10 protein-coding genes and 1 tRNA gene are annotated in these 12,851 nt (G+C 41.4%); 8 read left to right on the top strand and 3 right to left on the bottom strand.

Annotation, left to right across the window (positions count from 1 at the left end):
* The first annotated feature begins 214 nt into the window (after window positions 1-214).
* From UYI_RS0129960 to UYI_RS37385, 4 genes are all read left to right on the top strand, one after another.
* Window positions 215-1,195: a hypothetical protein gene (locus UYI_RS0129960; protein WP_016870375.1), complete on the top strand. Its 981-nt coding sequence runs from the start codon at window positions 215-217 to the stop codon at window positions 1,193-1,195.
* Window positions 1,196-1,668: 473 nt separating this feature from the next.
* Window positions 1,669-2,466: a nucleotide exchange factor GrpE gene (locus tag UYI_RS34305; RefSeq protein ID WP_016870373.1), complete on the top strand. Its 798-nt coding sequence runs from the start codon at window positions 1,669-1,671 to the stop codon at window positions 2,464-2,466.
* An 87-nt stretch (window positions 2,467-2,553) separates the two neighbouring features.
* A complete protein-coding gene (locus tag UYI_RS34300; RefSeq protein ID WP_016870372.1) occupies window positions 2,554-4,248 on the top strand; it encodes a CFI-box-CTERM domain-containing protein in 1,695 nt (564 codons plus the stop codon).
* Between the two features lie 17 nt (window positions 4,249-4,265).
* Window positions 4,266-4,406: a hypothetical protein gene (locus tag UYI_RS37385; RefSeq protein WP_162140433.1), complete on the top strand. Its 141-nt coding sequence runs from the start codon at window positions 4,266-4,268 to the stop codon at window positions 4,404-4,406.
* Window positions 4,407-4,426: 20 nt separating this feature from the next.
* Here the strand turns inward: UYI_RS37385 and UYI_RS0129930 are convergent.
* Window positions 4,427-4,500: transfer RNA gene (locus UYI_RS0129930), tRNA-Pro, on the bottom strand.
* Between the two features lie 157 nt (window positions 4,501-4,657).
* On the opposite strand from UYI_RS0129930, the gene lipA reads away from it, so the two are divergent.
* From lipA to UYI_RS0129905, 4 genes are all read left to right on the top strand, one after another.
* On the top strand, window positions 4,658-5,530 hold the full coding sequence (gene lipA, locus UYI_RS0129925) for a lipoyl synthase (protein ID WP_016870370.1): 873 nt from the start codon (window positions 4,658-4,660) through the stop codon (window positions 5,528-5,530).
* A gap of 192 nt (window positions 5,531-5,722) precedes the next feature.
* Complete coding sequence (locus UYI_RS0129915) at window positions 5,723-6,646, top strand: NAD(P)H-dependent glycerol-3-phosphate dehydrogenase (RefSeq protein ID WP_016870368.1); 924 nt, start codon at window positions 5,723-5,725, stop codon at window positions 6,644-6,646.
* Window positions 6,647-7,126: 480 nt separating this feature from the next.
* Complete coding sequence (gene sigC / locus UYI_RS0129910) at window positions 7,127-8,377, top strand: RNA polymerase sigma factor SigC (RefSeq protein WP_016870367.1); 1,251 nt, start codon at window positions 7,127-7,129, stop codon at window positions 8,375-8,377.
* A 377-nt stretch (window positions 8,378-8,754) separates the two neighbouring features.
* Window positions 8,755-9,210, top strand: a complete 456-nt coding sequence (locus UYI_RS0129905) for a Fur family transcriptional regulator (protein ID WP_016870366.1) — start codon at window positions 8,755-8,757, stop codon at window positions 9,208-9,210.
* A gap of 123 nt (window positions 9,211-9,333) precedes the next feature.
* On the opposite strand, the gene UYI_RS0129900 is transcribed toward UYI_RS0129905, so the two are convergent.
* Together UYI_RS0129900 and cobN are read right to left on the bottom strand one after the other, a co-directional pair.
* Window positions 9,334-10,494 carry a peptidoglycan-binding domain-containing protein gene (locus UYI_RS0129900; RefSeq protein ID WP_016870364.1) on the bottom strand — a complete coding sequence of 387 codons (1,161 nt, stop codon included), beginning with the start codon at window positions 10,492-10,494 and terminating at the stop codon, window positions 9,334-9,336.
* A gap of 31 nt (window positions 10,495-10,525) precedes the next feature.
* Window positions 10,526-12,851 (bottom strand): cobaltochelatase subunit CobN (gene cobN / locus UYI_RS0129895; RefSeq protein WP_016870362.1); only part of this gene is annotated, 2,326 nt, incomplete at its 5' end.

Raw genomic sequence — 12,851 nt, 5'->3', positions numbered from 1 at the left:
GATTGCATGAATTTTAAAATCCCCTCAATCTCTCCGTAAACGCAGTGGAAAAGATTTAATTACCTTCCCGTAAGGTTTTGAGGTTAGGTTGAGGTCTATTGTAGAGCGAAAATCACACAATTAAATTTGTGCAAATCCGTAATTCCTAAAATTAGCGTTGTTTTATTGAATAACTAGAACTTAATTTTAGTTTTTGACCAGGGGATGAAATATTATGCGTTTGGAAAATTTCTATCAAGCCAGCAAACAAGCTAAAGATAATAAGGGTTCTTTAGATTATGGAATTGAAGCGATCGCTGCTGATAAAGAATTAGCAACCCATATTCAACAGGTACTGATTTGGTTGAATTTTCTTGATCCTCCGGCGGATGGACAGTTTGGGCGCATTTCGAGTGATGCACTTGTTGAATTTCAAGTGGCAATTTCTGCAATTCGTCCAGAAGTCGCTGAAGAGAAAGGATTTCTGGGTTTAGCCACAGCTAAAGCTTTAATTGAAACTAAACCTAGTGATATACCTGCACCGAAAATCGATTATTCTCTCAATAACCTGGCTGCTCGAATCATTAAATACATGGTGGAGATGAACTATCGTGTATCCGTGGGGGATAAAAAGTACAACATTGTCTATGTTGAGGGAATGAATGGCGATGGAACTCAAAATAGTGATGTTCCCAACCACTTTAATGATCGCCGTATAGTAATTGAAATACCAAATGCAGATTCTAGACCAGTAATTAAAGGTAATTGGGAAGGTACAACAGAACCTGGTACTAGTTTTAGCTACAATCCTATGGCAGGTAGAGCAAAAGAATTAGGAGCTGCCAGAATTGCTTTTGGACAGTATAAAGCTTGGGCAGTAGGCATTCATTACGGAGGTGGTTCAGATCCACATGAAGCCTTGGTGCAAAAGACACCGATTTCTGTATATCGCGACAAAAATAAAGACATGATGCGAACAGGTGATTTTCTGGATACAGGTGTCTTTGATATCAACCAGCACTGGGGATTTGACTATCCTCGTACTGATATTAAAGGTGCAAGTGCAGGGTGTTTAGTCGGACGTACTCGCGATGGACATAGAGAGTTCATGGCAATTATTAAACAAGATATACGTTATCAAAGAAACAAAGACTATTTGTTTCACACCACAGTAATTCCTGGTGATGAATTTTTAGCTAAATACCCTGCGAAATAATTAGCAAGTAACTGCATAGGTATAAACTTTTCAAAAATTACATATTGATTTAGAAGGGGATACTCAATGAGTTTGTTTAATTAATGTAAGCAGGAACTTCTGCATTTACTTGATGAAGTCAATGGATTACACAGTGAAACTTTTTCTTTAATGGAGAAAGTTCAAACAGTATCTATCTTTGAAATTAAAGGTATTGATATTAAAGGAGAATGGCAAGGAACCAAGCATTCTTTAGTTATCTTCTTGGTTGATTAGAACAGATAAATATTCTTGAGTCTGAGCTTGGGAGAAAAGATGTTAGATATTTCATAGGTGAGAAAAACAATGAAAATTCTAAATTCAGAAAAATTTGTGGAAATCTATAAGACACTGATTGGGAGGATCTAAAGCTAAATTTTTAGTGCTTTACGTCAGAAAATAAATGGACAACAAGAATTTTGTTTTGTAAATTTACCAGAGGTTTAATTTGATTTATGAGTTTCCTAAAAAAAGGTGGTAACAACGACCTAACTGGAGATAATCAAGTTCCAGGTGATAATATAAATGTTGTTTTGGAATCTCTCAACATAATCAATAAAAACATTATTGAACTTTACAATCTTCTGAATAAAAAAGTTAACTCATATCAAAAAGATGAAGATGTCAAGAGAGAGGTTGAGGAGTTTAAAAAATCTATCCAAGAGGAAATTCTAAAAGAACTTAATAAGAGTATTAAAAATGGACATTATCAAAATAATATTATTGTTCAAGAAAACACCTCATCTGCTAAGGAATTGAAGGAAAGCCTCTTGGAAACCAGAGGTTTTATGGAAGAAACTTTGAATTCTCAGATCCAAGAGATGAAGATACAACTGAAAGAAATCATGGATCAACGCCAAGAACTTGGAAATCTCCGAAGGAAAATAGAAGGTTGGCAAGATTTTGCTGTTGATTTTTTGAAATACATGGAAAGAACGTTGGAATTGCTTCCCAACTCTAATAGTGAAAATGAGCAATATTCTCAGCAATTAATATCAAAGGTGTTAAAAGATTTTGAGAAGCATGTTTATCTTAACTTTGGACTAGAACGAATTTCTCCATCACCTGGTGATGATTTGGATGAGAACTTGCATCAAGCTGTTGAGGAAAAAGAATCAACAGAGGTGCAGCCGGGAAAAATTCTTGATTGCAAGGAATGGGGATATAGAATTAACGGTGAGCTTTATCAAGACAAACGTGCAAAAGTAATTTTGGCTAAACCTCCAGAGCAAAAAGAGGTTGTTGGAAATTAAAGTTTTGGAAAGAACTGACAGAGCTTAATGCTACTGAAGAAGAGTTGAGCAAATTAAAAGTATTGAATCAGAAATCTAGGTGTAAATATGACTAAAGATTTTGCAATTGGCATTGATCTGGGAACTTCTACATCAGAAATTTGCTTCTACAGAAAGGATGCTTCTGAGCCAATTCCTGATCCAATTTCTAAGATTCCCATTATTCCATCTATCGTTGCTATCAATCCTAAAGGGGGAAAATACTCTCCAGAAAAAGATCCTGAACGGTTCAAATTAATTCGCGAAGCTTATGAAACTCTTAGTGACTCAAAGGCGAAAGAAAACTATGATTCTTTGCAACGACATGGAGAACAGATTTCTCAGCTAGTGGATGAAGCACAACAGAAGATGTCTGAAGAAGATTGGGAAGCAGCTATTCCACTCCTGAAGAAGGTGCTTGTTCTTTTGCCAGGACAGAATGGAGCTCGAAACCAATTAGGAATATGTTTTGCTCGTCTAGAGGACTGGGATAATGCCTTAAAGGTTTATCGTAAACTCACCAAAGATGCTTCTGATGTACCTCTTTACTGGCTCAATTACGGTGCAATGTTCAAAGAGTATGCTGGTTCTCTAGAGGATGACGACACAAGAAGATCAAGTCTATATCAACAAGCTAGAGAACAGTTTAAGAAGGCGATAGATTTAGAGCCTTATAACTCAGAACCTTATTTAGAAATTTCGCGTACTTACACTGATGAAGGCGAATATACCAAGGCTCTCTCATGGGCAGAGCGTGCAATTGGTGCTGATGGAAAAACTGATATTCAAGACTTTGAAACGCTTTTCTATATTTGTGTTATTCACTTACGTAGCGGTGAGTTCAAAAAAATTCAATCTGTAGCGGAAAGGATTATTTCGTTATTATCTAAAGATGATGAAGATGCACGTAAATATGTTGCCGCTAGATTCTATAATTTTGGGATAGAAATAGCTCAGATAGGTTTCGCAAACTCTAATATTACACTGCTAGATGCAGCCCGCCTCTTCTTTAAAGCTGCGAAAACTTTTGATCCAAATGATGAAGATATTAAGCGGCTGAAAGACCGCTTAGATAATTTAATTCAAGCCTATGAATTATTTGACTCCTTTAAGGAAGATTCTCAAATTTCTGACGGTTTTTATAGGCTTGCAGCATTTTCTTTATCCAATGCCTTAAATCACAAAATTGATCATGAGGATGAGGTATTTGATGATATTTTAAATGAAATTTTTAGTGTGCAGCCTACAGTAATTATAAGTTCAGTAAGAAGAATCAAGTCTTTTTACTTCCCTATCTATCAATTAAACGATTCGCTGTTTGACAAGATACAGGAAGTTGCACAAGAGGGCTTATCAAGAAATCAGAACCAAACTCAAGAAAAAAAAGGTTGTTTTCTAACCACTGCCTGTGTTAATTACGCAGGATTGCCTGATGAGTGCTTTGAACTTCAAATACTTCGAGATTTTCGCGACAATTACCTAGCCTTAACACCAGAAGGGCAAGCTTTGATTCATCAGTATTATGTAGAAGCTCCAATTATTGTAGATTTTATAAATTCAGATCAACAGCGTGAATTTATTTTAGAAGGTGTTCTAGAGACGGTTAGAGAATGTGTAGGTTACATATGCTGTCAGCGTCCTAATGATGCTCTGACTAGTTATATGAAAATGTATCAGCGCCTTAGATTTAAATACTATAGACAATACTTTGTTCAAGTTCAAAAGGCAAGTTTTGCAACATTGGAGACGTATGAGGGCTTCTAAATAAAGACTTCATGGCTATGAACAAGCAAACACCAGACTTTTTACTAATTGCAAAATTAGAAATTCTTCGGAGTTTACGTGAAAAGAGCGATCGCAAACGACAAACAATTTGTCGTTTTGGTTTTTTGACAAATAACTCTGTCGTCACGGACAAATAGTTTGTCGCTCTACATATAAATCGGGATGACTGGATTCGAACCAGCGGCCCCTTCGTCCCGAACGAAGTGCGCTACCAAGCTGCGCTACATCCCGGCACTATAATGCCAATATAGATAATAGACTATCACAAGCTTGGTTAAATGACAAATAAAGAAAAAAGGTAGGGCATACTTCATACTTCAGCCTTTATCTCAAAGCTTGCTAACATTAAGTTTGATAACTAACTTTATTTAAGTGGTAAAAGTGGATTGTGATTCTTAAACCAGACTGGTTGCGGGTGAAAGCGCCTCAATGGGAGCGCGTCGGTAATGTTAAAGAAATTTTACGGGATTTAGCCCTAAATACGGTTTGTGAGGAAGCGTCCTGTCCGAATATTGGTGAGTGCTTTAATGCGGGAACAGCGACGTTTTTAATCATGGGGCCTGCTTGTACACGTGCTTGTCCTTACTGTGATATTGATTTTGAGAAAAAACCCAAACCTCTAGACCCCACAGAACCCACACGACTGGCGGAAGCAGTGCGCCGGATGAAACTGAACCATGTGGTGATTACTTCTGTCAATCGAGATGACTTGCCGGATGGAGGCGCATCACAGTTTGTCCGTTGTATTGCAGCAATTCGTACAATTTCACCTCACACTACTATTGAAGTATTAATTCCGGATTTGTGCGGTAACTGGGAAGCACTGGAGTTAATTCTCCAAGCCAAACCGGAAGTCCTCAATCATAATACAGAAACAGTTCCGCGTTTATATCGCCGTGTGCGTCCCCAAGGTAATTACGATCGCACCTTGGAATTACTCAAGCGATCGCGTCAACTTACTCCTAGTGTCTACACTAAATCCGGAATTATGGTCGGACTCGGTGAAACTGATGAGGAAATTCGCCAAGTCATGCAAGATTTACGTGCAGTTGATTGTGATATTTTGACGATTGGACAATATCTTCAACCAACTCAAAAACACCTAAAAGTAGATCACTTTATCCACCCAGATCAATTTGCTGCTTGGCAAGCATTCGGAGAAGAACTAGGATTCTTACAAGTTGTCTCTTCACCCTTGACAAGAAGCTCTTATCATGCCGAACAAGTGAGGGAATTGATGGAAAGGTATCCACGTGGGTGATGATGGAAGGGAGATGGGGAGATGGGGAACTCACCGGCCCCCACGACCGACAGGGAGTGGGGATTAGGGGCAATGGGGAGATGGGGAGGTGGGGAGACTAGGAGGAGAAGGGGGAATTTCTCTTTCCTGTTCCCCGATCCACAATCCCCAATCCTTGATCCCCAATCCCCAATGACAATTGACAATTGACCAATGACAAAATCAGTAGTAATTCTAGGCGCGGGTGCTTGGGGAAGTGCTTTAGCAACTTTGGCTAAAATCAACGGACACAAAGTACATATTTGGTCGCGTCGTGATTCCCAAACTTTAGCAGAAGTGCTAAAAGATGTGGATGTAATTCTCTCTGCTGTTTCTATGAAAGGTGTCAGAAATGTAGTTTCTCAACTCCAATGTTTGCCCCTTTCTCCAGAAATCATTTTTGTCACAGCCACAAAAGGTTTAGATCCACAAACCACCTGCACACCCTCCCAAATTTGGCAAGAAGCTTTTCCCAATCATCCTGTAGTTGTTCTTTCTGGCCCCAATTTATCCCAAGAAATTCAACAGGAATTACCAGCAGCAACGGTAGTTGCCAGCAATGTTGTCAGTGCTGCTGAGGTTGTACAGCTGGTATTTTCCTCCAATCGTTTCCGCGTTTATACAAATGCTGATCCATTGGGGGTAGAACTAGGAGGAACACTGAAAAATGTCATGGCGATCGCTGCTGGTGTATGTGACGGTTTGCAGTTGGGAACCAATGCGAAAGCTGCGTTACTCACCCGTGGTTTAACAGAAATGGTTCGCATCGGTGTTCACTGGGGTGCAAAGCAAGAAACATTTTACGGTTTATCTGGTTTAGGTGACTTGCTTGCCACTGGTAACAGTCCTTTGAGTCGCAATTACCAAGTTGGCTACCAACTAGCCTGTGGCAAAACTCTGACAGAAATTCTCACCCATCTCCAAGGAACTGCTGAAGGGATTAATACCACTAAAGTGTTGATGCTGCGCTCAAAGCAGCAAAATATTTCCATGCCCATTACCGAACAAGTGTATCGTCTACTCCAAGCTGAAGTTACTCCGCGACAGGCACTCTTAGAACTGATGCTACGTGATATCAAGCCAGAATATAACGACTGATGTGTTGGTAGTTGGTAGTTGATGGTTGATGGTTGATAATTGTTTGGAATCTCAACACCAAACAACAAACACCAATTCCCAAAATTCCCTGACCAAAAAATATCAAATCTTCAGGAAAGTATCTGCATAGCTATGTAGATATGACTATGCCTGTAATAAATAAGTTTTTCACTGATGCATGTTTATACCACGTTATAAAAGTGACAGTCAAGCTGAATTACATTTGAAATCTTGACTGGAAGATTGGTAATTTTTAGTCTGGCTTTGCCTTTGAATAGCTATTGGTTCACTGGAAAAAGCAGCCTAACAGCTGAGTTATGGAGATGTAATAAAAAAAACCAGTATGGTTTTTTGCAAAAAAACCCCAAATGTTACTTAAAACCGTGTTAGTTCTTCGTAAATCACGGGAACAATAGCAACAGTTGATTAGATTTAGCTGACCGCAATCTATTGTTACCTGGAGCCATTGAGACGACCCTTATGCCAGCAACATCTTTTTACGCAGAAGCCGCCTACGAAACCCAACAATCCTCTCAAATGTTTGACCCGGATCTTACGATTGATGACACTGAATTACCAGTAGACGATCTGGAAGAGTTGGAGATGGCTGCTCAAGATCCCGCCAGTTTTGCTGTTAGCGCTAACCGTCGCAGCACAGATTTGGTACGTCTGTATCTTCAGGAAATTGGTAGGGTTAGACTGTTAGGGCGGGATGAAGAGGTTTCAGAAGCTCAGAAAGTTCAGCGCTACTTGCGGATGCGGATAGTCTTGTCTAATGCTGCCAAGCAAGGAGACGAAATACTTATACCTTATCTCCGAGTCATCGAAGTTCAGGAGCGTTTAGCATCGGAATTGGGACATCGCCCTTCTATAGAAAGGTGGGCCCGCGCTGCTGGTGTAGAGGTGTTGGAACTCAAACAAATTTTAGGACAAGGGAAACGGCGCTGGGCTGAAATTGCCAAATTGACTGTGGAGGAATTGGAGAAAATTCAGAGTGATGGACTCCAGTCCAAAGAACACATGATCAAGGCAAACCTCCGCCTAGTTGTATCTGTTGCTAAAAAGTATCAAAATCGTGGTCTAGAGTTGTTAGATTTAGTCCAAGAAGGAACTTTGGGCTTAGAGCGAGCTGTGGAAAAATTTGACCCAACCAAGGGTTATCGTTTTAGCACTTACGCCTATTGGTGGATTCGTCAGGGGATCACACGGGCGATCGCAACTTCTAGCCGGACAATTCGCCTCCCTGTTCACATTACAGAAAAGCTGAACAAAATCAAAAAAGCTCAACGTAAAATTGCTCAAGAAAAAGGTCGTACCCCAACCCTAGAAGACTTGGCGCAAGAGTTAGAAATGACACCTACCCAAGTTAGGGAAGTGTTGTTAAGAGTGCCTCGCTCCGTCTCTCTAGAAACCAAGGTTGGTAAAGATAAAGACACAGAATTAGGCGAATTACTGGAAACCGACAGTGTAACGCCAGAGGATATGCTCATGCGAGAATCATTACAAAGAGACTTGCAGCACCTGTTGGCAGATTTAACCAGCCGTGAACGGGACGTGATTCTCATGCGGTTTGGACTAGCAGACGGTCATCCTTACTCGCTAGCAGAAATTGGGCGCGCTCTTGACTTATCACGGGAACGAGTACGCCAAATTGAATCCAAAGCACTGCAAAAGCTACGCCAACCCAAGCGACGCAACCTGATTCGCGACTACTTGGAGTCTCTGAGTTAATGAGTTGATAGTTGATAGTTGTTAGTTGGTAGTAACTCCAAACAACAACTAACAAACCTTTATTGATTGTTGTTAGTTGGTAGTAACTCCAAACAACAACCAACAACCAACCAATAACCAATTATTTTTGATCCCCCTTCCGAAAAAGTCTCACTAAGCTATGGCAAATAATTCGCAGTTAATGGAACTGTATCTCCAAAGTTTATTTCGTCAAGAGATTTTCCTGACGGGGATCACAACAAAGTGTGTTACCTATTAATTTTTCATAGCTCGTGCCATAGCATTTAGTAAATGTTCTCAATAAGACATCATTGTTGCAAATTACCCTCAAGTTTTGCTATATTCTCAGCTGAAAGGGTTTGTTGAGAAAAATTAGTATGACTGTCTACACAGCTTCTTCACTCAAGGCAGAACTCAATGATCGCGGCTGGCGTTTAACACCCCAGCGAGAAACAATTCTACACATTTTTCAGGATCTTCCGCAAGGTGAACATCTCAGTGCGGAGGATTTGTATCATAGGCTAGAAACCGATGGCGAAGGAATCAGCCTATCAACCATTTACCGCACCCTAAAGTTGATGGCGCGGATGGGAATTTTGCGGGAACTGGAGTTGGGAGAAGGGCATAAACATTATGAATTGAATCAGCCTTATCCCCATCATCACCACCATCTTATCTGTGTCAGATGCAACACAACTATAGAGTTCAAAAATGACTCTATCTTAAAAATTGGTGCAAAAACTGCTCAAAAAGAAGGTTATCAACTGCTTGATTGCCAGCTGACAATCCATGCTGTTTGCCCCAAGTGTCAACGAGCATTAATGCCTTTGTAGTACTTGAGTAAATTATTGGGGATGTGCTGATATCAAAGAGAAAAAATTGTTTGAACAGTTTTCGACTGGCTGTGAGTGGGGATAGGCAGGCTGTTAAGTATCAATACTGACAAATGAGCGGAGCTAATATGTTCCGCTTCTCACGTCACTCAGACTGATGCCATAAAATTCTTGAGCTTGTTTAATCGCTCGTTTGGTTTCATCCCCCATCACACCATTGAGAGGTCCTTTGTAAAAACCACGCTCTTGAAGTCGTCTTTGTATTTCCAGAACACTAAATTCACTCTTAGATTTAGAAGTAGGATTTAGCATACTGTACAACTTGGCTCTAGTTGTAGGGCCCGCAATACCACTTGCTTTTAGGTAGTTATCAGCCTGGAATCGCCTTACTGCATCTGCCGTATAAGGCCCATAGTAGCCATTTGGTTCTCCCTGTAAATATCCAGCTTTAATCAGCTGTGCCTGCAAAACTCTAACAGCTTCTCCGCGATCGCCTACTGTGAGATTATCTCTATTTTTTGCTGGTTTAGGTGTTTCTTCTCCATAACCAACACCTACTGGTGGTAATTTCCGGAGTGTTGCTGGCCCCACAACACCGTCAACTCTGAGGTTATAAGCTTGTTGGAACCGCTTCACAGACTCTTCGGTAATCGGGCCAAATATACCTGTAGATTTTCCGTAATAATAGCCTGCTATTCGTAAGCGCTCTTGCAAGGCTTTGACTGCTTGTCCTTCGTCACCTTTCTGTAATAGATTCGGATTACGGCGCTTGTTAGTTGTAGTAAGATTCGCCGTACTGGGTTGTTGAGTTCTATAACTCACAGTACTGAGTTTAGGAGTTGGATTACTCAAACTACTAAGTTTTGATAGTTGGCTACTATTACTACCTTTAGGCCATTTTTGTAATGTTTGTAAAGTTGTTGGGCCAGCAATACCGTTTACTTGAATGCCAGCAGCTTTTTGAAAACGCCGCACGGCAGCTTCTGTATCAAAGTCGTATACTTGGGTAATGGGCGCTTGATAAAAACCGGCATTTCTTAACTTTTGTTGCAAGGAGCGAACAGAAGGCCCTTGATCACCTCTTTCCAATGCCAAGGCACTACCAACAGCACTGAGAATAGACAAGCTGAGAACAAGGGGAAGCATATGCTTCCAAGCCTTACCGGAAAGACGTTTCCAATCTGGTGCTGCTGCGTTCTCCAACCAAGAACTTAGGAAAACTAATTCAGTTGATGGAGACTCCTCGTAGGCAAAAGCTACGTGCAAATACGCAAGATTGTCCATAGATTTCCCTACACTACTTTTCGATATCAGTTTATTTTTGTTCTATTACTGCTTCTGCTTGATGAACTAAGTTTCTCAAATTTTCGAGTGTCTGTAAATTTGCATCCTGCCAGAAACCACGTTTTTGTGCTTCCAAAAGTCTCTCAGCCATATCACGTAAGGCATACGGGTTTCTACTCTGGATGAATTCACTGACAACAGGATCGAACAAGTACGCTTGTGCGATTCCCTCATACATATGATCTTCTACACATTTGGCTGTAGCATCGTAGGCAAATAAATAATCTACCGTCGCTGCCATTTCAAATGCACCTTTATAACCGTGCCGCATGACTCCTGCTATCCATTTCGGATTAACTACACGAGAACGATATACTCTAGCAATTTCTTCTTTGAGAGTCCGGACTCGCGGTTTGGCAGTAATGGAGTTGTCACCAAAATAAGTTTGGGGATTTGTCCCCTGTATGGAACGTACTGCTGCTGTTAAACCTCCTTGAAATTGGTAATAATCATCGGAATCAAGGATGTCGTGTTCACGATTGTCTTGATTATGTAAGACAATCTGCATTTGTGATAGACGTTGCTCAAAGGCTTCAGGTGCCGCAACTGGGGAAGATGCGGAGAGTTTTTTATCTATGTTCCCCGTGTCCCCTTGTCCACTGGCTGAAGTATAGGCGTAGCAACTCCAGTTAATGTAGGCACGCGCTAAATCTTGGTCGTCTGTCCAATTTTGTGATTCTATTAAACCTTGCAGTCCAGCACCATAAGCGCCTGGCTTAGAACCAAAAACCCGATAACGCGATCGCACCTGCGCCTCTTGTGAACTCAAGCCTTGTCTCATCCAAAAATCCGTTTCTTGACGAACTTGTGCGGCGAGGGGGTTTAATGATGGAGGTTCATCCAAGATTGCTATTGCTGCAACTGCTTGGTCGAATAAATCTATCAGATTAGGAAAAGCATCCCGGAAAAATCCAGAAATTCTTAACGTTACATCCACACGTGGGCGTCCTAACACTGACAACGGCAAAATTTCAAAATCTACAACCCGCCTTGCTGCACCATCCCAAACAGGCTGCACACCCAATAAAGCCAAAGCCTCAGCAATATCATCACCTCCAGTTCGCATAGTGGCAGTTCCCCACAGGGATAACCCTAGTGTTTTGGGGTACTCTCCATGTTCCTGTGTGTAGCATTCAATCAAAGTCTCAGCTGCTTTTCTACCTATATCCCAAGCTATTTCTGTGGGTAAAGCACGAATATCAAAAGTGTAAAAATTATTACCTGTGGGTAGAACCTCTGGTCGTCCACGGGTAGGCGCACCAGCAGGGGCGCTCTTGACGTACCTACCATCAAGTCCACGCAGCAAGTGAGTAATTTCTTGGTGAGTTTTTTGCAAAGCAGGAAGGAGGCGGGAGTGTATCCAGGTGAGGGGGTGGTGGGGTAGTGGGGTGGTGGGGGAAGAGATGAGGTTTTCTACGAGGGTGGCGGCGTAGGTTTCTAGAACTTCCACTGCATCGCCGACGGTGCGACAGGGAAGCTGAAATTTTTCTTGGAGAATTTGATGGTTGTGGGGTGATAGTTGTGTAGCGAAATCTGCTGTTAATGGATCAAAATCTAAGCCCAAATCTTCAGCGATGGCGCGAGTCAAGCCATGATGATGACGATTGGGATGACGAGCGATCGCTACAACTAAATCTCGTAGTTGCCTACCGGTTGGACACTGCCCAAAAATATGTAAACCATCACGAATTTGGGCTTCTTTCAATTCACACAAATAACCATCGATTTTGCCAATTGGTAATTGTTCTTGGCTATTAACCAATTTCAAATCGAGGTGAAGATTTTCTTTGAGAATTAATTCTTGGATGCGATCGCAAACTGCACTTAAACGTCCTGGATCTAAACTCTCTGCCTCGTAATACTCATCAATCAAATTTTCCAGCTGCTGCAAACCACCATATAATTCCGCACGAGTCAAAGGCGGCGTCAGATGATCCACAATTACCGCTTGGGCGCGTCGTTTAGCTTGGGAACCCTCACCAGGATCATTGACAATAAACGGATACAAATGGGGAAGTGCCCCCAAAGCTACCTCTGGGTAACAACTACTCGATAAAGCCACACTCTTACCAGGCAACCATTCCAAATTCCCATGTTTACCTACATGTACCACGGCATCCGCGCCAAAACATTCCCTCACCCAGTAATAAAAAGCCAAATAAGCATGAGTTGGTTCTAAATCTGGTGCATGATAATTCAAACTCGGGTCAACATCATAACCCCGCGCTGGCTGAATACCTACGAAGATGTTCCCGAGTTGAATACCGGGTATTGGGAAGGATGGGGTGATGGGGTGA

This window comes from Fischerella muscicola PCC 7414, from assembly GCF_000317205.1.
Taxonomy (GTDB): domain Bacteria; phylum Cyanobacteriota; class Cyanobacteriia; order Cyanobacteriales; family Nostocaceae; genus Fischerella; species Fischerella muscicola.
Note: the sequence above shows the minus strand (reverse complement) of the source record. Positions and strands in the feature narration are given on the sequence as shown.

Bases quoted from the DNA above. Each gene is read 5' to 3' on its own strand.
- UYI_RS0129960 (WP_016870375.1), top strand. From the start codon at position 215: ATGCGTTTGGAAAATTTCTATCAAGCCAGCAAACAAGCTAAAGATAAT.
- UYI_RS34305 (WP_016870373.1), top strand. From the start codon at position 1,669: ATGAGTTTCCTAAAAAAAGGTGGTAACAACGACCTAACTGGAGATAAT.
- UYI_RS34300 (WP_016870372.1), top strand. From the start codon at position 2,554: ATGACTAAAGATTTTGCAATTGGCATTGATCTGGGAACTTCTACATCA.
- UYI_RS37385 (WP_162140433.1), top strand. From the start codon at position 4,266: ATGAACAAGCAAACACCAGACTTTTTACTAATTGCAAAATTAGAAATT.
- UYI_RS0129915 (WP_016870368.1), top strand. From the start codon at position 5,723: ATGACAAAATCAGTAGTAATTCTAGGCGCGGGTGCTTGGGGAAGTGCT.
- sigC (WP_016870367.1), top strand. From the start codon at position 7,127: ATGCCAGCAACATCTTTTTACGCAGAAGCCGCCTACGAAACCCAACAA.
- UYI_RS0129905 (WP_016870366.1), top strand. From the start codon at position 8,755: ATGACTGTCTACACAGCTTCTTCACTCAAGGCAGAACTCAATGATCGC.
- UYI_RS0129900 (WP_016870364.1), bottom strand. From the start codon at position 10,494: ATGGACAATCTTGCGTATTTGCACGTAGCTTTTGCCTACGAGGAGTCT.